General features: G+C 50.3%; 25 protein-coding genes and 1 pseudogene. 22 read left to right on the top strand and 4 right to left on the bottom strand.

Translation table 11 applies throughout. The features are described 5' to 3' along the window. Positions 1-105 precede the first annotated feature (105 nt). Positions 106-1,263 (top strand): DUF3866 family protein, encoded by a 1,158-nt coding sequence (locus tag CF651_RS32725; protein WP_094013392.1) that lies wholly within the window; start codon positions 106-108, stop codon positions 1,261-1,263. A gap of 172 nt (positions 1,264-1,435) precedes the next feature. Here CF651_RS32725 and mciZ read toward each other — a convergent pair. Next, positions 1,436-1,492: pseudogene (mciZ, locus tag CF651_RS33095) on the bottom strand (Z-ring formation inhibitor MciZ); the annotation flags it as partial. A 342-nt stretch (positions 1,493-1,834) separates the two neighbouring features. Between mciZ and CF651_RS03380 the strand changes: the two are divergent. From CF651_RS03380 to fur, 4 genes are all read left to right on the top strand, one after another. Next, positions 1,835-2,395, top strand: coding sequence for an NUDIX domain-containing protein (locus CF651_RS03380; RefSeq protein ID WP_094013390.1), 561 nt, complete (start codon positions 1,835-1,837; stop codon positions 2,393-2,395). 2 nt (positions 2,396-2,397) lie between these two features. Beyond that, complete coding sequence (locus CF651_RS03375) at positions 2,398-3,585, top strand: endonuclease Q family protein (protein ID WP_094013389.1); 1,188 nt, start codon at positions 2,398-2,400, stop codon at positions 3,583-3,585. Positions 3,586-3,693: 108 nt separating this feature from the next. Beyond that, positions 3,694-4,335, top strand: a complete 642-nt coding sequence (spoIIM, locus tag CF651_RS03370; RefSeq protein WP_094013388.1) for a stage II sporulation protein M — start codon at positions 3,694-3,696, stop codon at positions 4,333-4,335. A 130-nt stretch (positions 4,336-4,465) separates the two neighbouring features. Then, positions 4,466-4,924 carry a ferric iron uptake transcriptional regulator gene (gene fur, locus CF651_RS03365; RefSeq protein WP_094013387.1) on the top strand — a complete coding sequence of 153 codons (459 nt, stop codon included), beginning with the start codon at positions 4,466-4,468 and terminating at the stop codon, positions 4,922-4,924. A gap of 69 nt (positions 4,925-4,993) precedes the next feature. Here fur and lepB read toward each other — a convergent pair whose 3' ends face one another. Next, a complete protein-coding gene (gene lepB, locus CF651_RS03360) occupies positions 4,994-5,542 on the bottom strand; it encodes a signal peptidase I (RefSeq protein ID WP_094013386.1) in 549 nt (182 codons plus the stop codon). 217 nt (positions 5,543-5,759) lie between these two features. On the opposite strand from lepB, the gene ald reads away from it, so the two are divergent. The 12 genes from ald to sigF all read left to right on the top strand — a co-directional run bounded on the left by ald (position 5,760) and on the right by sigF (position 17,442). Continuing rightward, entirely contained in the window at positions 5,760-6,908 is a 1,149-nt protein-coding gene (ald, locus tag CF651_RS03355; RefSeq protein ID WP_245855652.1) for an alanine dehydrogenase, read from the top strand. 56 nt (positions 6,909-6,964) lie between these two features. Next, positions 6,965-7,198, top strand: a complete 234-nt coding sequence (locus CF651_RS03350) for a DUF4227 family protein (protein WP_094013385.1) — start codon at positions 6,965-6,967, stop codon at positions 7,196-7,198. A gap of 102 nt (positions 7,199-7,300) precedes the next feature. Next, entirely contained in the window at positions 7,301-8,197 is an 897-nt protein-coding gene (gene xerD / locus CF651_RS03345; protein WP_094013384.1) for a site-specific tyrosine recombinase XerD, read from the top strand. 288 nt (positions 8,198-8,485) lie between these two features. Next, complete coding sequence (gene deoB, locus CF651_RS03340) at positions 8,486-9,661, top strand: phosphopentomutase (protein ID WP_094013383.1); 1,176 nt, start codon at positions 8,486-8,488, stop codon at positions 9,659-9,661. Between the two features lie 36 nt (positions 9,662-9,697). Further along, positions 9,698-10,528 carry a purine-nucleoside phosphorylase gene (locus CF651_RS03335; RefSeq protein ID WP_094013382.1) on the top strand — a complete coding sequence of 277 codons (831 nt, stop codon included), beginning with the start codon at positions 9,698-9,700 and terminating at the stop codon, positions 10,526-10,528. 79 nt (positions 10,529-10,607) lie between these two features. Further along, complete coding sequence (locus tag CF651_RS03330; RefSeq protein WP_094013381.1) at positions 10,608-11,462, top strand: purine-nucleoside phosphorylase; 855 nt, start codon at positions 10,608-10,610, stop codon at positions 11,460-11,462. Between the two features lie 950 nt (positions 11,463-12,412). After that, entirely contained in the window at positions 12,413-12,790 is a 378-nt protein-coding gene (locus CF651_RS03320) for a cupredoxin domain-containing protein (protein ID WP_094013379.1), read from the top strand. 289 nt (positions 12,791-13,079) lie between these two features. Next, positions 13,080-14,411 (top strand): pyrimidine-nucleoside phosphorylase, encoded by a 1,332-nt coding sequence (locus tag CF651_RS03315; RefSeq protein WP_094013378.1) that lies wholly within the window; start codon positions 13,080-13,082, stop codon positions 14,409-14,411. A 163-nt stretch (positions 14,412-14,574) separates the two neighbouring features. Next, complete coding sequence (locus tag CF651_RS03310; RefSeq protein WP_094013377.1) at positions 14,575-15,756, top strand: D-alanyl-D-alanine carboxypeptidase family protein; 1,182 nt, start codon at positions 14,575-14,577, stop codon at positions 15,754-15,756. Between the two features lie 121 nt (positions 15,757-15,877). Continuing rightward, entirely contained in the window at positions 15,878-16,231 is a 354-nt protein-coding gene (gene spoIIAA, locus CF651_RS03305) for an anti-sigma F factor antagonist (RefSeq protein WP_094013535.1), read from the top strand. Further along, positions 16,228-16,674 carry an anti-sigma F factor gene (gene spoIIAB, locus CF651_RS03300; RefSeq protein ID WP_094013376.1) on the top strand — a complete coding sequence of 149 codons (447 nt, stop codon included), beginning with the start codon at positions 16,228-16,230 and terminating at the stop codon, positions 16,672-16,674. The genes spoIIAA and spoIIAB overlap by 4 nt, the downstream gene beginning before the upstream one ends. Positions 16,675-16,686: 12 nt before the next feature. After that, positions 16,687-17,442, top strand: a complete 756-nt coding sequence (gene sigF, locus CF651_RS03295; protein ID WP_094013375.1) for an RNA polymerase sporulation sigma factor SigF — start codon at positions 16,687-16,689, stop codon at positions 17,440-17,442. 42 nt (positions 17,443-17,484) lie between these two features. On the opposite strand, the gene CF651_RS03290 is transcribed toward sigF, so the two are convergent. Further along, the gene (locus tag CF651_RS03290) at positions 17,485-18,603 is read right to left on the bottom strand and encodes a nitric oxide synthase oxygenase (protein ID WP_094013374.1); all 1,119 of its coding nucleotides are present in this window, start codon (positions 18,601-18,603) and stop codon (positions 17,485-17,487) included. 135 nt (positions 18,604-18,738) lie between these two features. Further along, the gene (locus tag CF651_RS03285; RefSeq protein WP_094013373.1) at positions 18,739-18,948 is read right to left on the bottom strand and encodes a DUF378 domain-containing protein; all 210 of its coding nucleotides are present in this window, start codon (positions 18,946-18,948) and stop codon (positions 18,739-18,741) included. 206 nt (positions 18,949-19,154) lie between these two features. Between CF651_RS03285 and CF651_RS03280 the strand changes: the two genes are divergently transcribed. From CF651_RS03280 to CF651_RS03260, 5 genes are all read left to right on the top strand, one after another. Continuing rightward, positions 19,155-19,787 carry a stage V sporulation protein AA gene (locus CF651_RS03280; RefSeq protein WP_094013372.1) on the top strand — a complete coding sequence of 211 codons (633 nt, stop codon included), beginning with the start codon at positions 19,155-19,157 and terminating at the stop codon, positions 19,785-19,787. Beyond that, positions 19,784-20,209: a stage V sporulation protein AB gene (locus tag CF651_RS03275; RefSeq protein WP_094013371.1), complete on the top strand. Its 426-nt coding sequence runs from the start codon at positions 19,784-19,786 to the stop codon at positions 20,207-20,209. The genes CF651_RS03280 and CF651_RS03275 overlap by 4 nt, the downstream gene beginning before the upstream one ends. Positions 20,210-20,241: 32 nt before the next feature. Continuing rightward, positions 20,242-22,080 (top strand): spore germination protein, encoded by a 1,839-nt coding sequence (locus CF651_RS03270; protein ID WP_425436187.1) that lies wholly within the window; start codon positions 20,242-20,244, stop codon positions 22,078-22,080. Between the two features lie 77 nt (positions 22,081-22,157). After that, positions 22,158-23,489, top strand: a complete 1,332-nt coding sequence (gene lysA / locus CF651_RS03265; RefSeq protein ID WP_094013369.1) for a diaminopimelate decarboxylase — start codon at positions 22,158-22,160, stop codon at positions 23,487-23,489. A gap of 155 nt (positions 23,490-23,644) precedes the next feature. Further along, complete coding sequence (locus CF651_RS03260; RefSeq protein WP_094013368.1) at positions 23,645-24,076, top strand: peptidylprolyl isomerase; 432 nt, start codon at positions 23,645-23,647, stop codon at positions 24,074-24,076. The last annotated feature ends 23 nt before the right edge of the window (positions 24,077-24,099 follow it).

The following is a 24,099-nucleotide window of genomic DNA, read 5'->3' as shown; positions in this document are numbered from 1 at the left end:
TTTTTCTGGGGCGGGGTATGTGTCAGTTCATAGCAGCAGCCCAAGGCTCATACATTGAGAGGAAGAGAGTCGTGTCCGATCGGCTAAGAATAGAGGTGGGGACCTATGATGAGGTGGAGCATTGGAATCGTAACGGAAGCGGCCGAACCGGAGCAGGGTGTACAAGAGACGCTTGTCGAGCTTGCGGATGGCTCTAACGGTAAAGCTATATATTATTGCGAGGAAGGGATGAAAGCAAGCTTATCCCCGGGAGATCAAGTGCTCGTTAATACCACTGCAGCATCTTTGAGGCTGGGTACCGGGGGGTATCATTTCATTCATTCCATTATACCCTCCTCTAACAGTGCTTCCCCTGTCTCGTATGCTGAATACGACATTCGGGACGAGAATACCTCTGGCCATATTATGAAAATGCGGTATACGCCCTTGCAGAGGTCCGTATTGGCTGCGGAAGAGGCGGCAAGCGATTATCACCCGCTATTTCTTGAACATTTGAGCCTCGAAGGATTGCCGGTGCTTATAGGAGAGCTTCACAGTATGCTGCCGGCTGTTCTGTGCCGTCTTCGACAGCTTGAACAAAAGCAGGGTAAAAAATGCAAAGTGGCATATATTATGACAGATGGTGCTGCTTTGCCCTTGTCATTCAGCAGGCATGTGCGTTTATTGAAACGTTTGGACTGGTTGGCGGGTACCGTAACTTACGGACACGCGTATGGCGGAGATCTAGAGACGGTCAATAAATATACCGCGCTGCTTGCAGCCAAGCACGTTCTGCAGGCGGATATCGCAGTCGTGCTTATGGGCCCCGGCAGTGTAGGCACAGGCACTCTGCTTGGTTTCAGCGGCATCGAAACAGGGGAATTGATCAACGCAGCCGCAGCATTGCACGGAAAGCCGATCCTGATCCCGCGCATGAGCTTCACCGATCTGCGTGAACGGCATCAGGGACTCAGTCATCATGCTTTAACTGTGTTAAGCAAGGTTGCGCTTGCTGAAGCTTGTGTCCCCCTGCCGAAGCTGTCGGGCGTATGGATGCAAAGATTACATAAGCAGATTTGCGAGGCGGGTATCGAAGCCCGTCACCAGCTGCGTTGGCATGAACCGCTTAAGGCTGAGGAGTGGGATCAAGCTCTTGCAGCATATCCTGAGCCCATTTATTCAATGGGAAGGGAATTACACGAGGATCCGTGCTGCCTGGCTGGAATTGGGGCTGCAGCAGATGAAGCCTGGAATGCTTGGCAGTCTCTTTGTCATGAAGGGTAGACACAGCTTCTGCTGGCGGGGTGTTCATTTCTTCAGAAGTGTTCGCTTGAGAGAAAGAGCCATCCAGCCACAATCCGCGGCTTGGCTGCTGCTGATGATGATTGTGGCCGGTTTGCTCGGATAAAAATTGCAGTAGTCGAACGTCTGTCGTCAGCCGCTGCTGAGCCATTTTTAAATAGTGACGAATTTCCCACACGCGCCCGACCAATCGAATTTGATTTTCCGTCATATAAGTTTTCATAGACTTCTCGCTCCTTTTTGTACGCAAACCTGATTTGTAACACCTTATGCGTATTCGGGACAGGTTATGTCATGAAAAGCTATGAACATAGCGGATATGGTATAATAGAGCATAGTTATGCCAAGTACGCATATGCTGCCAGTTTTCCCAGAGAAGGCGGAGTTTATGCCTTATGAATCCGTTTTTCCATTGTTATGCTCATGCTTACGAAGTCAGTTTTCCTAAAGGAAAACTCAGCAAATGCTTACGATGCCAGCTTTCCAATGGAAAGCTTTGCTCATGCTTACGAAGTCAGTTTTCCTAAAGGAAAACTCTTAGGAGGAACCCCCATTGACCCATATTAACCGTAATAAATTCGAAGAAATCACCTTGTCCACCCAACCTGTTTTTCAAGGCCGCGTCATTTCACTTCAAGTGGATACGGTCCGGCTCCCGAACGGTGAGACGGCGACCCGTGAAATCGTCAAGCATCCCGGCGCTGTCGCGGTATTAGCCTTGCTCAATGACCGCATGCTCGTCGTAGAGCAGTACCGCAAGCCGCTGGAGAAAAGCCAGGTTGAAATTCCGGCCGGCAAGCTGGACGCCGGAGAGGATCCGCTGGATGCAGCGAAAAGGGAGCTGGAGGAAGAAACCGGCTACCGCTGCGGTTCGATAGAGAAAATCTGCTCGTTTTATACATCTCCGGGCTTCGCGGATGAGATATTACACTTATATGTCGCTCAGGATTTGACGAAAGGTACCGTCAAGCTGGACGAGGATGAATTCCTCGAATGCGAAAGCTTGAGCCTGGAGGAGGCTCAGCAGTACATTCGTGAGCAGCGGATCAGCGACGCCAAAACGATTACAGCCGTCTATGCCTGGCAGGCGTATAAGCTGACAGGGAGCTTTTAACAATGGATTTGCGGTCGTTTTACGCGGATTTGCATATTCATATTGGGCGAAGTGAAGAAGGGCAGGCAGTCAAGATTAGCGCAGCGAACAATCTCACTTTTTACAATATTGCTCATGAAGCTTCCGAACGAAAGGGTATGGACATCGTAGGTATTATCGATTGCCATGCCCCGTCGGTACAATCGGATATGCGCAGGTATCTGGACCGCGGCGAGATGCAGGAGCTGGAGGGCGGCGGCATCCGGTACCATCAGACCACCGTGATTCTGGGAAGCGAGATTGAGGTCCGCGACCCCGGCCTGGGGACAGCTCATTTATTGGCCTATCTCCCTACACTTGATGTCATGGAGCGGTTTACCGAATGGATGAGCAAGCATATGAAAAATGTCGGGCTCAGCTCCCAGCGCATCTATGTTCCTGCCAAGGTGCTGCAGCAGGAGGTCATCGGCAGGGGAGGCTTCCTCGTCCCGGCACATATTTTCACCCCGCACAAAAGCGTCTACGGAAGCTGCTCCGACCGAATGTCGGATCTGCTGGATCTGGATCAAGTAGCCGCAGTGGAGCTTGGGCTGAGTGCGGATTCGGAAATGGCAGGGTATATTTCGGAGCTGGACCGGTACACGTTTTTGACGAACTCGGACGCACACTCGCTGCCCAAGATCGGACGCGAGTACAATAAGCTCCAGCTGGCAGCGCCGAGCTTTGAAGAGCTCCGCCTCGCATTGGCCGGGCAGCAGGGACGCTCCGTCCTTGCCAATTACGGCCTGAATCCGCGTCTTGGCAAATATCACCGGACGTACTGTGCTGCCTGCAGCTCCCTGCTGGAAGAAGCGGAGACAACAGTAGAACGGTGCTTATACTGCGGCAGCAAAAAAATTGTTCGCGGTGTCCTCGACCGCATTCTTGATATTGCGGACCGGCCGCTCGAGGCACCTTATGTACCCGCGGACCGGCCGCCCTATTTTTATCAAATCCCGCTTGAATATATCCCTGGTCTTGGACCGCAGAAGCTGAATAAGCTGCTGGACGAATTCGGTACCGAAATGAACCTGCTTCATCGTGTTCCGAATGAGGACCTGATCCGGTCCGTTGGTACCGAGATTGCTGACTATATCGTTCAAGCCCGTGAGGACAAGCTGCAGCTTCAAGTAGGCGGCGGCGGAAAATACGGCAAAGTGACAGGGAAATAAAGGGCTTCAAGCAGTAGTGATGCTGGAAAATAACGTTGTGGTCATATCCTGCTTTAATTTCTCATATGCTTGTACTAATCGTGCAAGGGGTGAGGGAGGATAAGCAGCATGAATCGTAACCAGTCGTTACAGCTGTATGTGAAGGAAAACCTGTCGCTCTATTTATTCGTAAGCGTCATTTTCATTACAGGCGTCATTTTTGGAGCGGTTATGGTCAATGCGCTCTCCTTGGAGCAAAAGCAGGAAATTATGCGTTATTTGGGGAACTTTTTTTCGTCTGTGGATCAGGGCGGCTTTATGGAGACGAACGCCTCGTTTCAGCAGTCCTTCGCGATGCATATCAAGTGGATTCTCATCATTTGGATTCTCGGCATGTCCGTTATCGGTCTTCCGCTGATTCTTGTGCTTGATTTTCTGAAGGGGGTACTGATCGGATTTACTGTCGGCTACCTTGTCGGTCAGCTGTCGTGGAAAGGCCTCTTATTCGCCTTGGTATCGGTGGCTCCCCAAAATCTCATTATTATTCCTGCTCTATTAATCTGCAGCGTCACCGCCATGGCCTTCTCCATCCATATGGTGAAGCACCGTTTCATGACCCGTAAAGGCGCGTTCTATGAGCCGTTCATGCGGTATTCGGCCACGATCCTTGTCTCGGGGGTTCTGCTGGCCGGAGTCGCCTTGTTTGAAGCGCATATTTCTCCAGTGATGATGAAGTGGGTCACACCGATGCTGGTAACGATGTCTTCTTAAATGTTTGACTTTCCGGGCAACCTCAACCTATAATGTAAGATGAAGCCCAGCAGACCGTTTGCTGTGCAAATCTGGGCGCAGGCTTACGTAGCAGGTTTTGCATTGGTGCAAAACCCGTAGGGGGAGTAGCATGGAATCTCGCATTGAAAAAATAAAACAGCAGCTGCAATCACAAGGCTATAAGTTGACTCCTCAGCGGGAAGCTACCGTCCGCGTATTGCTGGAGAATGAAGAGGATCATTTAAGCGCGGAGGATGTCTTCATGCTGGTGAAGGACAAAGCTCCCGAGATTGGTCTTGCCACGGTATACCGGACGCTTGAACTACTTAGCGAGCTTCACGTTTTGGAGAAAATGAATTTCGGGGACGGCGTAGCCCGATATGATTTGCGCAATGACAGCACTCATCACCATCATCATCATTTGATCTGTGTGCAGTGCGGTGCCGTGGATGAAATTATGGAAGACTGGCTGACTCCATTGGAGGAAAGGCTGGAAAGCGAATTTCGCTTCAAGGTACTGGACCATCGCCTTGATTTTCAAGGGATCTGTCACCGCTGCATTGACAAAAATGATAAAAACAATCAATAAAATCAAAGAAAACCTTCTGCTTGTCAATTCTTCAATAGAAGAGAACAAGGAGAAGGTTTTTTGCTGTTCTTACATCTTGATGCCAAGGATGTGATCCAGCGGGACGGTACCGATATTACGGCTGTCCTTGCTGTTGTTGCGGTTATCCCCCATCACAAAAAAATGGCCTGCAGGGACGGTCACCTTATCAGGTGAAGTATAATTCATCGGTTCATTCAAGTAAGGCTCATCCAGTGCTTCGCCATTCCGGTACACTTTATGATTCTTAAACTCCAGTACATCCCCAGGTTTACCGATGACTCTTTTCACATAAACGATCCGGTCGTCTCCTCCCTTGAACAAGGAGATCAACGGGTGTTCCTCCAAATCATCCAAAAAGCTGCGCGCTCTGTCTACCCGACTGTCTACAATCACAATATCGCCGTATTTCGGCTCGTACCGGAACGTATGTGACAGCTTGGAAATAAAGATACGCTGGGTGTCATGCAGTGTCGGGTCCATGGAATGACCTGATACCTTGGTCGGCTGAATAACGAATACGCCGATTAATAATGCGCAGCCAAAAGCGATGACAATAGAAGTAACCCAGCTGCGGATTTCGGTCCCTATTTTTTTCATAGCTGCTCCCTTCGATCTTTCCTTACCAGTCCCTCGGCCTTTAACCAGGAACTGGTTGCTCAGCTTCTAGCCAGTTTCCAGTATACCATGCTCAGCCAGCAGTTCCAAGACGTGCAATGCGATGGCAAAAAGCGGTTAGAGATTGTGCTGTTGGGTGAAAATAGAATGAACCAGCAGCAGTCTTTTTTCATATGAATGAAATAGGGAGGCGGACAGGATGGCCAGCCAAATGATTGGAATTCCGAAAGAAATCAAAAATAACGAAAACCGCGTTGCGTTAACTCCTGGCGGGGCAGGCATGCTGACCCAGTCAGGGCATAAAGTGATTGTTCAGGAGGGGGCGGGAGAAGGAAGCGGCTTCTCGGATCAGGATTATGAGAAGGAAGGGGCAAGCATCCTTGCGGATGCGGCTGAGGTGTGGGGGCAGGCGAACCTCGTCATGAAGGTCAAGGAACCGCTGCCGTCCGAGTACGGCTACTTCCGCGAAAGCCTGACCCTGTTCACGTACTTGCATCTGGCCGCTGAGCCCAAGCTAGCCGAGGCGATGGTCAGCAGCAAGATTACCGGTATCGCCTATGAAACGATACAGCTTGCCGGCGGCAGCCTGCCGCTGCTGACTCCGATGAGCGAGGTGGCCGGACGGATGTCGGTCCAGGTCGGAGCGCAGTATTTGGAACGATTTTATGGCGGCAGAGGCATTCTGTTAGGCGGGGTGCCAGGGGTACCGCCAGCGGACGTCATCATTATCGGAGGGGGCATCGTCGGTACCAATGCGGCCAAGATGGCTTTAGGTCTTGGAGCCAACGTTGTCATCATCGACCGCAGTGCTGACAGACTGCGCTATTTGGATGATGTATTCCACGGACGCATCCGAACCTTGATGTCCAATCGGTACAATATCGCAAGCGCTGTTCAAAAAGCCGACCTGCTTATCGGCGCCGTTCTCATTCCCGGTGCGAGAGCGCCTAAATTGGTAAGCGAGGATATGGTCAAGCAGATGAAGCCGGGAGCCGTCATCGTGGATGTTGCAGTGGATCAAGGCGGATCGATTGAAACGGTGGACCGGGTGACAACCCACAGCGATCCGATCTACGTGAAGCATGGCGTCATTCATTATGCGGTGGCGAATATGCCTGGAGCGGTGCCACGCACGTCCACGCTTGCTTTGACGAATATGACCTTGTCCTATGCGGTGGAGCTTGCGGATAAAGGGCTCCTTCAAGCGATGAGGAGGCATCCCGAGCTGAGGCCTGGGGTGAATACGTATCAAGGTCATGTGACCCATGCGGCGGTAGCTGAAGGCTTAGGCATGCCGTATGCTTCATTGGATTCGCTTTTGACTTTAGAAGACGGCAAAAGCGGTTGAAAACCTTCATAAAACGAAATCTCGGATCATAGCTTATCCTAGAGGAGGGATTGGCTATGATCTTTCACGTTCGGAAATGGATCGAGCGAATGAAATTTATGCTGGTGTTTGTTCTGTTCACCTATGCTTTATACCATATGCTTGTCCTGCTGACAGGCTGGATTGAGCCCGCGCCGCGCTATAAGGAGCCGACAGGCAAAGCGGTAAAAGTGTTTCAAAATCATGTTTCCTTGACGGATGAAGGGCCGATGGGGGAGCGGCTAAAGCTGTTTTACTGGTTAGGGGAATAAACGTTTTAGTGAGATAAGCAGGATTCTACTACTTTATGTTGAATTTACCTATGGATTGCTTTTACTAGGAATCGGGCGATAGACATAGAAAGGGAAATCAGCATGAAAAAGGAACTGCATTCATTTATCCATTTTTTGTCCGACGAGCGGGGACTTGCCCAAAATACGTTAGACTCCTATCAAAGGGATGTCTCACAATATATTGACTATTTGGAAAGCACCGGAACCGCCTCGCTTCAGGAAACGAAAAAATTACAAATATCAAACTACCTTCATCATATGAGGCAGCTTGGACGAGCGGCGGCGACACAATCCCGTACGATCGTTTCCTTACGCGCATTTTACCAGTATTTAGTCCGTGAGCGCATGCTGGATCAGGACCCGACCGTCCAATTGGAGGCGCCGAAGCTGGAGAAGCGGCTGCCCAAGGTGCTGACAATTCAGGAGGTAGAATCTCTCCTTGAAGCGCCGCAGACCTCTGTGCCTAACGGAATGCGGGACAAGGCCATGCTCGAGGTGCTGTACGCAACAGGGATACGTGTCTCCGAGCTTATTTCTTTGGATGTGGAGCATGTGAATCCGACGATGGGATTTATTCGCTGTACGGGCAAAGGGGCGAAGGAACGCATCATTCCGCTTGGCGCTATTGCCTCCGAAATTGTCGGTACGTACATCGAGGTCATGCGCCCTAAGCTGTTGAAGCAGTCCAAATCGGAAGCGGCGTTGTTCGTGAACCATCTGGGTACGAGGATTACCCGGCAAGGCTTCTGGAAAATTATTAAAAGGTACGCGTCGGAAACGCAAATTGTGAAGGAAATTACGCCGCATACGCTGCGCCATTCTTTTGCAGCCCATTTGCTCGAGAACGGTGCGGATCTCAGGTCGGTACAGGAAATGCTGGGGCACGCGGATATTTCTACTACACAAATTTATACGCAGTTGACCCGAAGCAAGATGAAGGAAGTGTATGACCGGGCGCACCCCAGAGCCAAACGTTAGTCGTACACTGAAGGAAGTCTAATACATAGATTTAGAGCTTGATTAAGCTCCCCAAAAGCTGGTCTTGATTGCTCGGACGAGCTTTTTTTACTATATCCAAAATCTTATTGGCGAATAAACCTTCCGCTGAACGCGATCGAGCATCTTCGCCAGACCTCGCTGGCGGGTTACCTCGTATCGGCTCCGGCTGGGAAAGGTCTGGAGCAGAAGGTGCGGGACCCTTTGCAAACCTAAGAAGCTTTTGCGATAATAGCAAAAGATGGATGTATTCACAGGAGGTGCACGTTCTTGAAATTCAAACGCATTTGCTTAATCGTTCTGGACAGCGTAGGTATTGGCGAGCTTCCTGATGCTCCCTCCTTCGGTGACGCCGGCGCGCATACGCTGGGCCATATTGCCGAATCGAATGCTTCATTTTCACTTCCGCATATGCAGCGGCTGGGGCTGGGCAATATTGCACCGCTCGATAAAATCAGTGCGGTCAGCGATCCGCTTGCATTTTATGGAAAAATGGCGGAGGTATCGGTCGGAAAAGATACAATGACTGGGCACTGGGAAATTATGGGACTCAAGGTGACGATTCCTTTCAATGTGTTTCCCGATGGTTTTCCCCAGGAGCTAATAGAACGCTTTGAACAAGAAACAGGACGTAAGGTCATAGGGAATAAACCGGCTTCCGGTACGGAGATCTTGGATGAGCTCGGAGAAGAGCAGATGAAGACGGGAGCCTGGATCGTTTATACCTCCGCCGACAGTGTGTTTCAGCTGGCTGCACATGAAGAGATCATTCCGCTCGACGAGCTGTATCGAGCATGCGAAATCGCACGCAAGCTTACGCTGGAGGAGCCTTATGCAGTCGGACGTGTTATTGCGAGACCTTATGTGGGCGAGCCCGGGGCGTTCAAACGGACGCCGAACCGTCACGATTACGCGGTCAAGCCGCCCGAGCCCACTGTTATGAATCATTTGAAGGCAGCGGGGCTGGATAGTATCGCAATCGGTAAAATCAACGATATTTATTCGGGCGAAGGGGTAACGAAATCTCGTCCGACCAAGAGCAATCTGGACGGGATTCAGGCGACGATCGAGCAATTGGAGCAATCCTTTACAGGCTTGTTGTTTACGAATCTCGTCGATTTCGATTCCTTATACGGTCACCGCCGCGATCCTGCGGGCTATGCCAAGGCGTTGGAGGAGTTTGATCAATGGCTTCCCAAGCTGATGGAGCAGCTGGGACCCGAGGATCTTCTCATTCTGACCGCAGATCATGGGAATGATCCTATCCATCCGGGTACGGATCATACGCGGGAGTATGTGCCGCTGCTTGTGTACAGCCCGGGACTGACCGCGCCGGGCAATCTTGGGGTGCGGGCTACTTTTGCAGATATCGGTGCTACGGTTGCTGATAATTTCGGCACCGCCTCTACAGGCAATGGAGTCAGCTTTTTACAGCAGCTTCAATAAATATTGGCTTTATTTGATGAAGGAGGACATGATTCGATGGAAAACAAGAACTTATTAACCAAAATTCAAGAGGCGGCTGCCTACATAAAAGAACAGTATCCAACCGCTCCGGAAATCGGTTTGATCCTCGGCTCCGGCTTGGGGGTTATTGCCGACTTGGTGGAGAACGCAAAAGTGATCACCTACGACAGCATCCCGCATTTTCCGGTGTCAACCGTGGAAGGCCATGCAGGAGAACTGCTGCTGGGTACGATTCAAGGCAAGCACGTGCTGCTGATGAAAGGCCGCTTTCACATGTATGAGGGGTATGGCGTAGAAGTCGTATCCTTCCCGGTACGGGTAATGAAGGAGCTGGGGGTTCATACGCTGCTGGTAACCAATGCAGCGGGCGGTGTGAACACCTCCTATGAGGTAGGCGACTTGATGCTGATCAAGGATCACATTAACTTTACCTTCCGCAACCCGCTCATCGGTCCGAACTTCAATGAGCTTGGGGTACGTTTCCCTGATATGTCAGAGGCCTACAGCCGCAAGCTGCGCCAGGTCGCCAAAGATGTAGCTGCCGAGCAGGGAGTGAAGCTGCAGGAGGGCGTTTATATCGGTCTGCTCGGTCCTTCGTATGAAACCCCTGCTGAAATTCGTATGATGCGCACGTTAGGGGCGGATGCCGTTGGGATGTCCACCGTAGCCGAGGTTATCGTCGCCCGCCACGCGGGAATGCAAGTATTAGGCTTTTCTTGTATCAGCAATATGGCTGCGGGTATTTTGGATCAGCCATTGTCCCATGAGGAAGTCATGGAAACGACCGAGCGCGTGAAACCGAAATTTTTGAAGCTGATTCTCGGTATTGTTGCAAAATTAGGCTAGCATCTGCTGAAGAGAAAGCCTTCCCTTATTTAGGGAGAGTGTATGGCAGCAGGCATGGACGAAAGGGGAGCGGGTAAAGTTGGATATCCATTCCAAGCACCAGTTACAAGAAGCGGTTCAATACATACGGGAGAAGCTTGAGGGCTTTGTCCCTCAAATCGGGCTGATTCTCGGTTCGGGGCTCGGCGATATGGCGAAGCAGGTGGAGCAGCCTGTCATCATCCCATACGATGAAATCCCGCATTTCCCTGTGTCCACCGTCGAGGGGCATGAAGGGCAATTCGTTATCGGTACTTTGGAAGGCAAGCAAGTCATTGCAATGCAGGGGCGGTTTCATTATTACGAAGGCTACTCGATGAAAAAAGTGGTCCTCCCTGTTTATGTGATGAAGGGGCTGGGTGTGCAAGCCATGGTGATTACGAATGCGGCCGGGGGCATGAACCGTGCGTTTCAGGCGGGAGATCTGATGCTGATAAGCGACCATCTGAATCTGACCGGGGATAATCCATTAATTGGTGTGAATGATCCCGGGCTTGGCGTCCGTTTCCCCGATATGTCCGAGTGCTATAGCCACGAATACCGGACGATGGCCAAGGATATCGCACAAGCCATGCAGCGAGCCGGAAGTGTTATTCGTCTTCAGGAGGGCGTATATAGCGGGATTAGCGGACCTAGTTATCTTCCTCCCTCTGAGCTGACGATGCTGGCTGGATTGGGGGGCGATGCCGTCGGCATGTCCACTGTCGGAGAAGTGATCGCGGCCAGACATTGCGGAGTTAAAGTGCTTGGCATTTCTTGTATCACGGATATGGCCATAGGCGAAGAACTGGAGCCGCTCACACATGAGCAGGTTGTCGAGGTTGCGAATCGGACGAAGCCATTGTTTATTGAGCTGGTACGTACGTTTGTGCGGAATGTAACATTGGCGTCGTAAGGCGGATTTTCCGACACGAACCGAAAAGACTGCCCAACTCCTGAAGGGAGAGGGCAGTCTTTTTGGCGTTTACTTCGATGATTTTTTGGAACCTTTATCACTTGTGCGAGTTGTGGTGTTTTGGTTGGCATGACCTTGCTGTTTGTCAGACATGACTTTCACCTCCATCATTTCTTAGTCTGGATTACAGGGGAAGTTCATATACATAAAGAACAGCGTTACTAAAGCAGAAATGTGATATTCCTAACAGAACTTTAAGTGATGGGTCTTACAAACTAGAACATCTCGTGTTATAATTAGGCACAAGGAACTAATCATCGAACTGGACGTGATAAGCATGAGTATTCTGGCAGTGGCCAATTGTCCTTGCTGTGGTAAGGTATACCAGAAGAACCTGCGTAATCTGTGCATGGATTGCATCCGAGTTTTGGAGAATGAATACGATGAGTGCTACGCCTATTTACGTACCCATCGCAGAGCTACGACGGAGCAATTATCATCTGCAACCGGCGTATCTGTTCGGCAAATATTCAGTTGGATTAAGGCTAAGCGCCTCTCTATTAATGATTATCCGAATTTAACATATCCATGCGATAGCTGCGGTGACCCCATTAAGCATCAAAAATTATGTTTTGCTTGCAGTACCCGCTTGACTCGGGACATCCGTGAGCTTCAAACAAAAGACTCCAAGGTGTATGCCATAGGAATCGGATATCGCAGCCGGCTCGATCGATAGTAACATATAGAGTGGGATCTCCTTAGCGCGGATCATGTTAAGGGGATTTTTGTTTTTTGTGAAGTTATGATAAAATGGCTTAGGAAACGAACTGTGGACAAAATTGTCACAAATTTTTCACCGGAACACCCTGAAAAGGAATAGGTAAAGTCTGCATGATTATGTACAATGAAGCTATACGTCTGATGGTAAAACTGTAAGGGGGATTTTTCCAATGCAAAAGTGGATCATGTTTAGTTTGTTCATCGTTGCCTGTTTGTTGGGCGCAGGAGTGCTGTTCCAAAATATTAGTGTGCGTCAAGCCGAGATGGCCAAAGAAGCACATGCCGGACCTCAATTGAAATTCGTGGCTTCGAACTATCAATTCGACAAGCCTGAATATACAGTGAAAGCTGGCGAGAAAGTATCGGTTTCGTTCCAAAACAAAGAAGGCTTGCACGCTATGGAGATCGTAGGCTTGAACGTTAAGCTGGATGGTACGAACAAGTCTGCAGAAGTGACCTTTGATAAACCGGGAACTTATGAAGTACACTGCGTACTGCCTTGCGGACCAGGGCATGCTGAAATGAAAACAAAGCTGGTAGTTCAATAATAAGAATGAACGCGAAGCGGATACAGGGTTAACGAAACCATGGAATATAAGCTTCGATCGCCTGCCGGGCATGCTCGGCAGGTTTTTTGCGCAGCTAGGAATGTATAAGCTTGACAGCCTTCGTCTGCCTTGACAAGCGCATGCCATCCTGAAAGATGGCGAAGCCGGTTATGCTTGGTTGAGTTGGCCCATTCGGAAGGTTATGTTAAAATTTAATAGAAATGATGGTAAGAGGTACATAGGACAAAACATGCGATGCAGATGATTAACCTTGATGAGGAGGTTCACAATGAGAACAGTTGACATCATTCAGAAGAAGCGGGACCGGGAAACGTTGTCGACCGAAGAGATTGAGTTTCTCGTTCAAGGCTACAGTAACGGGCATATACCGGACTATCAGATGTCCGCATGGGCGATGGCTGTTTATTTCAATGGGATGACAGCCAGGGAAACTGCGGATTTAACGATGTCGATGGCTCGTTCGGGAGATCAAGCGGATTTGAGCTCTATCCCGGGCATTAAGGTGGACAAACACAGCACGGGTGGCGTAGGGGATACGACAACGCTTATTTTGGGACCGCTTGTGGCTGCGGCAGGTGTTCCCGTTGCGAAGATGTCCGGCAGAGGATTAGGCCATACAGGTGGAACGATAGATAAATTAGAGGCGCTGACGGGGTTTCAGGTGGAGCTGACGAAGGAGCAATTTCTTGAGCAGGTCCGTCGAATCGGCGTATCGGTCATCGGTCAATCCGGCAATATGACGCCTGCGGACAAGAAGCTGTACGGGCTTAGAGATGTTACAGCTACAGTCGAATCGATTCCATTGATTGCAAGCTCCATCATGAGCAAGAAGATTGCCTCAGGGGCGGATGCCATCGTATTGGATGTGAAGACCGGTAGTGGAGCCTTCATGAAATCCCTTGACGAATCCATTCAGCTTGCAAAGGCGATGGTGGAGATCGGAGAGCAGGTCGGCCGCGAGACGGTAGCTGTGATCACCAATATGGATGAGCCGCTTGGTCTGGCCATCGGGAACGCACTCGAGGTGCGCGAGGCCATTGAAACCTTGAAGGGTCAGGGCCCGGATGACTTGCTGGAGCTATGCTTGACGCTAGGATCTCATATGATCCGGCTAGGAGGAAAGGCCCAAACCTATGAAGAAGCCAGAGGCTTGGCGGAACGGCTTCTGAAGGAAGGTTACGGCACGGAGAAGCTGAAACAGCTGATCACTGCGCAGGGCGGCAATGAGTCGATGGTGGATCAGCCTGAGCTGCTTCCAACGGCTTCGTATCAGGTTCCGGTTGCTGCACCGGAGGATGGCATTGTATCCCATATCGATGCGGAGTCGCTAGGCTTGACTGCGATGATGCTGGGCGCTGGCAGAGCGACGAAAGAGGACCGGATTGATCTCGCGGTCGGCATCGTGCTGAAGAAGAAGGTCGGTGACCGCGTACAAGCCGGGGAAGCCTTGGCGGAAATGCATATGAACCGCAACGAGCCTATGTTTACGGAAGAAATGACACAGCGCATCCGGGATGCCTTCACATTCAGCTCCAGCGAAGTGCCCAAAGCCAAGCTGGTGTATGCTGTTGTTTCCAAGCAAGGCGTTCAAATGCTTTAGAATTTTTGCTGTAATAAGTGGTTCAAAAGAAGTTTCAATGAGTCGGAGGGCAAATAGCCCTTCGGCTTTTTTCTTTTTATCGCCTGAAATGGAATATTTTCCAATGAATTCGTCCAAACTGATAAGCAGGAAACTAACTTATTTTGGAGGGGAAAGAACAGCTATGCTCAATAAAGTCGTAAAGCTATGCATATCTATCCAGCTTATCACTGCAATACTCGTTCCGGCGGTGTTCGCGGAAGAGAAGAAGGCCTCGGAACCCACGGTGGATATGGCACCGAATGCAACTTCTGCGGTCATTATTGATGCGGACACAGGTACCGTTATATTTGAGAAAAATAAGGATGCCAAGCTGCCTCCGGCCAGTATTACCAAAATTATGACGATGCTTCTCGTGATGGAAGCGTTGGACCAAGGCAAGCTTAAGATGGATGATAAGGTTCGTACAAGTGAATATGCCGCTTCGATGGGCGGATCGCAAATCTTCCTTGAGCCCGGAGAAGAAATGACGGTTCAGGATATGCTCAAAGGAATCGCCATGGCGTCCGGCAATGATGCATCCGTTGCGATGGCGGAGAAGCTGGCCGGCTCGGAGAAAGCCTTTGTACAGCAGATGAATGACCGTGCACAGCAGCTAGGGATGAAAAACACGCATTTTGCCAATCCGAACGGACTACCTGCGGATGGACATTACTCCTCAGCCTATGACATTGCACTGATGTCCCAGGAGCTTCTGAAGCATGAGGAAATTACGAAATTTACCGGAACATACCAGGATTACCTGCGTAAAGATACGCCTAAGCCGTTTTGGCTCGTCAATACCAACAAACTGGTTCGTTTCTATAGCGGAGCGGACGGGCTGAAAACAGGCTATACGAGCGAAGCGAAATTTTGTTTGTCGGCGACGGCAAAGCGCGATAATTTTCGTGTGATCAGTGTAGTGATGGGTGAGCCGGATACGAAGACGCGCAATGCGGAAGTGTCCAGTCTGTTCGACTATGCGTTCGCTCAATATACGAATTATCCGATCTATAAAACCGGTGATGCGTTGGGTGAGCTCAAGATCAGCAAGGGCGAGCAGCCGGTCATTCCTCTGACAGCGAAGCATCAATACGGCATTTTATTGAAAAAGGGCGAAGAGGGAGCAGGCATCCGCCACGAAGTTCAGCTTAACCCGGATATCAAAGCGCCTGTCGCAGCAGGTCAGCCGATCGGCAAAATCGTCGTGTATAAAGGGGATCAAATGCTGAAGGAGTTCCCTCTGGAGGCGCCTGTCGATGTGAAAAAAGCAGGCTGGTGGACTTTGACGAAGCGGACGGCCAAGAAATTGTTCTTTATCGACTAAAACAGCGTCCGTTGTCGCATTTCTTCTGATTCTAGCGCATTTCTTCTAGTTTTGTCGGGAGGCAGGAAATGGCAAATCCCGTGTAGAAATGAGTGTGCATGAAAGGGAAGGAGTGAGCAGCTTGAGTCTGCATATCGAACTGGAGCATCATCGCAAAGCCTTAATCGTCCGACTGAAGGGCGAGCTGGACCATCATACGGCCGATGCTGTGAAGACGCGGATGGAGGAAGCCTTGATGAAGGGCAACACCACCCATATCGTCCTCAGCTTGAAAGAATTGTCCTTCATGGACAGCTCCGGCTTGGGCGTCATTCTTGGACGATACAAGCAAATTACGGCCCGGGGCGGGAAAATGGTTGTCTGTGACGTGAATCCGTCGGTATACCGCTTGTTCGAAATGTCGGGGCTCTTCAAAATTTTGTCCATTCAAGATAACGAAAGACAAGCTCTTACCAGTCTGGAGGTTGTATCATGAGTGAGCGAAATTTTATGAAGCTCGAGTTTGCCAGCCGTTCAGAGAACGAGGGCTTTGCCCGGGTGACAGTGGCAGCTTTCGTATCTCAGCTGGATCCGACCCTTGATGAGCTGACGGACTTGAAGACGGTTGTTTCCGAGGCGGTAACGAATGCGATTATCCATGGTTACAACAATCGGCCGGACGGGATTGTGACGATTGTCGCCGAAATGGACGGAGATACCATTTACCTGACGGTTGAGGATCAGGGCGAGGGTATTGACGATCTGGAGCTGGCGAAGCAGCCGCTGTTCACCTCCAAACCGGAGCTGGAACGTTCAGGGATGGGCTTTACGATCATGGAAAATTTCATGGATGAGATCGAAGTTTCGACGGCTGTCGGGATCGGTACAAAAATCAAAATGAAAAAGCGAATTGAATCTAAAAAAGCTTTATTCAATTAGGGGTCGATTCTTATGGATGTCGATTTGAAGCATGCCTCCCATAGCTATTTGGATGATACGGAAGTCAAGCGGCTCATTGCTTTAAGCCAGTCCGGAGATGCGCTCGCCAGAGAAACCCTGGTGAACTGCAATATCCGTTTGGTGTGGTCTGTTGTGCAGCGTTTCCTGAACCGGGGTTATGAAGCGGAGGACCTGTTTCAGATTGGCTGCATCGGATTGTTGAAATCAGTGGATAAGTTCGATCTATCGTATGATGTAAAATTTTCTACGTATGCGGTCCCTATGATTATCGGCGAGATTCAGCGGTTTTTACGGGATGACGGGACACTTAAGGTGAGCCGCTCCCTTAAGGAGCTTGCGAACAAAATTCGCAAGACGAAGGATGAGCTGTCCAAGCGGAACGGCCGTCTGCCGACCATTAAGGAAGTGGCCGAGGAGCTGCAAATTTCGCCCGAGGATGTTGTTTTTGCCCAGGAGGCAAACAAGCCGCTGTCCTCTATCCATGAGACCGTGTTCGAGAACGAAGGCGATCCGATTACTTTAATGGATCAAATCGCTGACGAGGGACAGGACAAATGGTTCGAGAAGCTGGCGCTGAACGAGGCGATCGGCAGCTTGAACGAAAGGGAGCGTCTGATCGTCTACTTGCGATATTTCCGCGATCAGACGCAGTCCGAGGTAGCCAGCCGACTGGGGATATCCCAAGTGCAGGTATCCAGGCTGGAGAAAAAAATACTGCAGTCGATCAAAGACCAAATAGCTCAATAGCTGTTTGGTCTTTTTCTTTGTGTCATAGCGAAGGGCTGCTCCTCATTCGTAGGGAGGCTGCTGGTGAAAATAATTCGGCTTCACGATTTCATTGCGGTACCCTTTGTGGAAAATACCGGTCGTTGCCGGTGAAACCGGTGGAATCAGCCACTTCCACTCACCGGTCAAATCCCGGCCGGCTTGTCCTTCGCTCTTCTCAAACCGCATGAATTGTTCTGCGGCTGTATGATGATCGACAATGCTGACGCCTGCTTCCTTAAAGGAGTGCAAGACGGCAATATTGAGCTCGATCAGCGCTTTATCTTTCCACAAGCTCGTGTTCGTATGGGTGTCTAATCCCAGCTGCTTGGCGATGACAGGCAGCATATTGTACCGGAAAGTATCCGCCAAATTGCGGGCCCCGATCTCGGTTTCCATGTACCAGCCGTTGAAAGGGGCGGCAACATAAGAAATGCCTCCGATTTCGAGCTTCATATCCGCGATCATCGGGACAGCGTACCATCGAAGCTGCAAGGATTCAAACCAGTCGAATTCCGGGTGGCGAAGCGGAACCTGCAGAACAATCTCCTCAGGGATCTCGAACCATTCCGGCTCCCCGCCGTTGATCTGGATGATCAGCGGAAGAATATCGAAAGGTGTGCCTGCCCCTTTCCATCCAAGCCGCAGTGCGATCTCCGTCAGCTTTAGCGAAGCGGGGTCTCCAACAACGCCTTCTTCTGTTTCATACCCTGCATAACGGAGCAGCTGATGGTTCCATATCCGGACGGGGGCCGAAGCAGGTGTGGGAATCGATGCGGATGAAGAAGCAGGTTCAGGTGCAAATAGGGAGATCGTTGGAACGATCTTGCCATGGTTTGTAGCTTGCGAGATATGCTGGAATAAAGCTTCGCAAACCTCTTTGGCCGTATGGAGATGACGCCGATCCACGACCTGCAGTGATTTCCAGAACAGCCTGCCGATACAGCGGTTACTGTTTCTCCAAGCCATTCTTGCTCCATGCTCCAGCTCTTCGAATGTATGTTCGTAGGTTCCATTTGAATGAATAGCTTGTTCTATTTGTGCAAGACGCGCTGTTACAAGCTCGGTTCGATCCAGCTCTGCATAACAGGATCGAATGAATTGCACGGCTTCTTCGTATAGGGTGGTTAAGGTTTGGTTCATCAGGTGTTCACACCGCTTTCCTTTGCTGTCCAACCATAGGTTACTCTAAAATTTTATCATAAAAAAAAGCTCTGCGTTTTGGAACGCAGGGCTTTTTTGTGGCATTTGTCGCACACTCCAGAGCTCCAAACAGCTTTATCTTGCTCTGGATTCGTCCATGAACAAATATTTTAAACAATACAAGCCGGACAGGCCGACCAATGTATACACGATTCGGCTGATGCCGGAAGATTCGCGATGAATGTCCCCACCAAGCAGTGCCGTAACGAGATCCCACTCGAACAATCCGACTAGCAACCAGTTTAGTGCGCCGATAATGACAAGCGTAAGTGCTACTTTACCCATTTAAAAACACCCTTTCTTGGTTTGTGTAAACAAAGAACCTCGAAGCCGCTTTTCCATGGAATGTCTTTAGGTTTGTACAGTTAATCTTCCTAAAGCTGTGAAAGGTTATACATGCTTTCAAGTGAATTATTGCCATAACGGGTTATGACTATGCACAGCGCTTTTTTTTCATACTATGGGATAAATGCACAAGGGAGGGTAGGCGGATGAACGCAACTATCAGCTCCACTGTTTACATTCGATTACGTAAACGAATTTCCGTACGAAGGGGAGAGGCGATCTATTTGGGGCGAATTGCCCAACTGCTCGTCGAACCGGAGTATGAAGAGGCATTGCATAAGCTGCTGCTGCATCAGCCGAAGGAGCGGGAGGGCAACATCGTGCTCGTCGATATGATGCTTATAGTGGAGAAAATAAAACAAATATATCCAAGGCTCCAAATTGAGCATTTCGGAGAGCCGCACTGTTTGGTTGAAGTATTCGAAGAACGAAAGCCGCCTAATTTAATTCTCATTACTATGGTTTGGCTTTTATTGTTCGTCGGTTCGGGGCTGGCCATTATGAATTTCCATGCGGATGTTAGTATGGCGGAGGTGCACCAGCGCATGTACCAGCTTCTTACAGGCCAGAGGATTCAACATCCATTGCTCTTGCAAATACCTTATTCCATCGGGATCGGGGTCGGGATGATTGTCTTTTTCAACCATTTGTTCAAAAAGAAATTTAACGAGGAGCCAAGTCCGCTGGAGGTTGAAATGTTCATGTACCAAGAAAACGTGAACACCTACGTTGTAACGGAGGAATACTGCAAGATACATGAAACGAGGGAGAAGCAATGACCTTGTGGTGGGCGGCGCCTCTCCAAGTTTTTTTGGGATTGGCCGGCGGGATCGCCGTAGGCAGCGGCATGGTTGCCTTTCTCGTGGTACTGGATATTATCCCCAGGCTGGCGCAAATTAGCCGTACATATCATCTGATTCGCTGGTACGAGGGGGCGGTGATTGGCGGCTCGCTGTTTTTTACATGTACCGATTTTTTTGATTGGTCCTTTTCCTTCTTTCCTATGGCTGCGGCCTTCTTCGGCCTGTTTGCCGGGTGCTTTGTCGGGATGCTGGCGGGTGCGCTCACGGAAGTGATTAACGTACTGCCGATTTTGGCCAAACGGATTGGTATGGGATCGTATATGATATGGCTGCTTATGGCAATGATTTTCGGTAAAGTTCTCGGTTCGCTGCTGGATTGGCTTCATTTTCTCGGTTAACAGGGCACATCCCATTCATGAAAGGAGCACAAATGATGCGTAAAATACCTATAAGACCCAAACAAATATTCAATGGTGAAAGAGCCGCTTCCAAGGAAGAGCCTAAGCTTGAGATCGATAAAGAAGGCAATATTTTGCCCCACGATGAACCGGCTGAGGAGCACAGGAGCGAGCACGAGGCGGAGCTTGAGCGGGAGAAGCGGACGAATACTCGGGAGGATCAGGCTGATGGGGATGACCGGGACGGGTCTCACCATGTCGGGGAGAGAGCACGGAAGGAAGCGCCGTCACAACAAACCGAGGACAAGCTTACCCGAGAAGAAATGAAGTACAAAAAGGAAGACCATATTATGCCGGATTTCAGGGAGCTGAAGAGAGCCCTGGAGGAACAGGTCGGGCTGAATAAAAGCTTTGACGTGGTATTCCGTGAGATGGTGTTCGGGGGAAGCAAGGTTGGAATCTTTTACTATAACGGCTTTGCCAAAGATACGGTCCTGACCGCTATCCTGGACAGGTTATCTTATGCTGATGGATTGGGAGATAGCCTCAATTCGAATCGAGCCGAAGAAAAGACTTTGAGCGATTCCCCGATTCATCATGCGATTACCGAAGAAAAAGGGGATAAGAGAGTGCAGCTGTTCATGGATGCGCTCATTCCGCATATTCAGGTAAAGCAGACGAACAAGCTGAGCGAGGTCATCGACAATGTGTCCATGGGAGCCTCCGCCTTTTTCTTTGAAGGCTCGAGCAGTGCTATTATTGTAGACACCAAAAACTTCCCGGTCCGCTCCACGGAAGAGCCCGATTTGGAGCGGGTTGTTCGGGGTTCGCGCGACGGCTTCGTCGAGACCTTGCTGACGAATGTGACGCTGGTCCGGCGCCGTATTCGCGACCCGCGGCTGAAGCTGGAGATCATGAGGGCAGGGAGGCGCACGCACACCGATATTTGCTTGGCCTACATCGATGATATTTGCGACCATGATCTGGTCGAAGCGATTCGCGACAAAATTAAAACGGTCAAGGTAGACGGCCTTCCCTTGGCTGAGAAGCAGCTGGAAGAAGCCATCGTAGGTACGGGATGGAATCCGTATCCGATGGTTCGCTATTCCGAGCGTCCCGACGTCGTTTCCGTTCATCTGCTGGAGGGACATGTCGCCGTCTTCGTGGATACGTCCCCGAGCGTTATGATCATGCCGACAACCTTCTTCCATCATGTGCAGCATGCAGAGGAATACCGCCAAACGCCAATGACGGGCAGCTACCTGCGATGGGTTCGGTTTATCGGGATTATGGCATCGTTGTTTTTGCTGCCTCTATGGTTTCTGCTGGTAACCTCACCTGAGCTGAAACCGGCCGGGCTTGAATTCATCGGTCCGCAAAAGGCCGCGAAGCTCCCGCTGCTGCTTCAGTTTCTGATAGCGGAGCTCGGGATCGACCTGATGCGAATGGCCGCAGTACATACGCCATCTCCTTTGGCGACGGCCATGGGGCTGGTGGCAGCCATTTTGGTAGGCGATGTCGCCGTCAAGACCGGGCTTTTTGTCAACGAGGTTATCCTTTACTTGGCTGTGGCTGCGGTCGGAACTTTCGCGACCCCAAGCTACGAGCTAAGCCTGGCAAACCGATTGACCCGGTTGGCTTTGCTATTGCTGGCAGCCGTGTTCAAGGTACCGGGACTTGTGATTGGAACCACGGTTTGGTTTATCTACTTAGCGACACGCCGGTCCTATAACGCTCCTTATATGTGGCCGTTTATTCCGTTTAATTTCAAAGCTTTGAACCATATTATGGTCCGTAAGCCGTTCCTGTCCGTGAAGACACGCATGAGCTTAACCAAAACTTCGGATAGCACAAGACAGCCTGAACAATAAGCAATCCTCATGTTGTCAGCATATCCTTTTCTATGGTACTTTAGATGTAATGCTTAGGGGGAAGAGGGATACGGACGATGTACTTACATGGAACAAGTATGATTAACGATAAAGGACACCTCCAAATCGGCGGTTGTGATACGCAACAATTGGCTCAGCAGTTCGGTACGCCGCTTTACGTCATGGATGAGGCATTAATCCGTCAGCGCTGCCGCGAATATGTTGAAGCATTTCGTGCATCCGGATTGAAATTTCAAGTGGCTTATGCCAGCAAGGCGTTTTGCGTCATGGCCATGTGCCGTATTGTAGAAGAAGAGGGCATGTCTCTGGACGTGGTCTCGGATGGCGAATTATATACAGCGATGCAGGCAGGATTTCCTGCAGAGCGGATTCACTTTCATGGCAACAACAAAACGCCGTATGAAATAGGCATGGCCATCGATGCCAAAATCGGCTGTTTTGTCGTCGATAACATGGTGGAGCTGCATATGCTGAATGCCATAGCGGGTGAAAAACGCCAAAAGGTCAAAATTTTATTCCGCATCACGCCTGGCGTCGAGGCGCATACGCATGAATATATATCCACAGGTCAAACGGATTCCAAATTTGGCTTCGATATCGATAATGGTTCGGCGTTCCGTGCCGTGCAGCAAGCTGTAGAGCTTCCGAACATTGAGCTGTTGGGCGTGCATTCCCACATCGGCTCGCAAATTTTCGAGGTTGAGGGCTTCCAAATGGCTGTGGACAAAGTGATTGGCTTCGCCGCTAACGTTCGTGACGAGCTGAATGTCGTATTCTCCGTCATCAATTTGGGCGGAGGCTTCGGCATTCGCTACGTGGAGGGAGACACCCCCTTGCCTGTGGCACAGTATGTCAAAGCTATAACCGAATCGATCAAGACGAATTTTACGAAGTTCAACTATCCGACACCCGAAATTTGGGTGGAGCCGGGCCGCAGCATCGTAGGGGACTCTGGCACAACGCTTTATACGGTTGGCACGTATAAAGATATTCCAGGCGTTCGCAAATATGTGGCCGTCGACGGAGGAATGACCGATAACCCTCGTCCGGCACTTTATGAGTCTCGTTACGAGGCGATGCTCGCCAACCGTGCGAACGAAGAGAATGAAGAGCTGGTCTCGATAGCGGGCAAATGCTGCGAAAGCGGCGATATGCTCATCTGGGATGTAGAGCTTCCTAAGGTAGAGTCCGGCGACTTGCTTGCCGTTTCCTGCACAGGCGCCTACAATTATGCGATGGCCAGCAACTACAACCGGATCCGCCGTCCGGCAGTTGTATTCGTCAAGGACGGTACGGCCGATGTGGTCGTCGAACGTGAATCGTTCGAGGATATCGTAGGCAACGATGTGATTCCCGCGCGGATGAAACAGGTTTCACCGACCGTATAGGCTGTGTTAGGAACACTGGACCTGCTAAAGGACCGGCTGCCGTGGAGAACATTCTGCGGCGGCCTCTTTTTACCTGTTCACATTCTGCATTTGTGCACAGGTCGGCATTATAGTACAATAGGACTCATTGAAATAATAAAGGAGTGTTCCCCGATATGGCAAAGCAAGCTCAAATTAAAATGGCAAACGGTGGCGAAATCGTCATCGATCTTTTTGAAAAGGATGCTCCGAATACGGTTGCTAACTTTGAGAAATTAGCAAACGAAGGATTTTACGACGGTTTGGTATTCCACCGTGTAATTCCTGGCTTCGTAGCTCAAGGCGGATGCCCGACTGGAACCGGAACTGGCGGTCCAGGCTACAAAATCAACTGCGAAATCAACCCGAACAAGCACGAGCGCGGTTCCCTTGCAATGGCTCATGCCGGACGCAACACAGGCGGAAGCCAGTTCTATATCGTGTACCAGCCGCAGCCGCATTTGGATGGACAGCATACCGTTTTCGGTAAAGTTGCATCCGGTATGGAGCACGTTGATGCATTCCAAGGCCGTGACAAAATGGAATCCGTTAAAGTCGTTGAAGTATGATTTAAGCTCCAGGCCAACGCTGG

Source organism: Paenibacillus rigui (assembly GCF_002234615.1).
Taxonomy (GTDB): Bacteria; Bacillota; Bacilli; order Paenibacillales; family NBRC-103111; genus Paenibacillus_S; species Paenibacillus_S rigui.
This window is presented reverse-complemented; position numbering and strand designations above follow the sequence as displayed.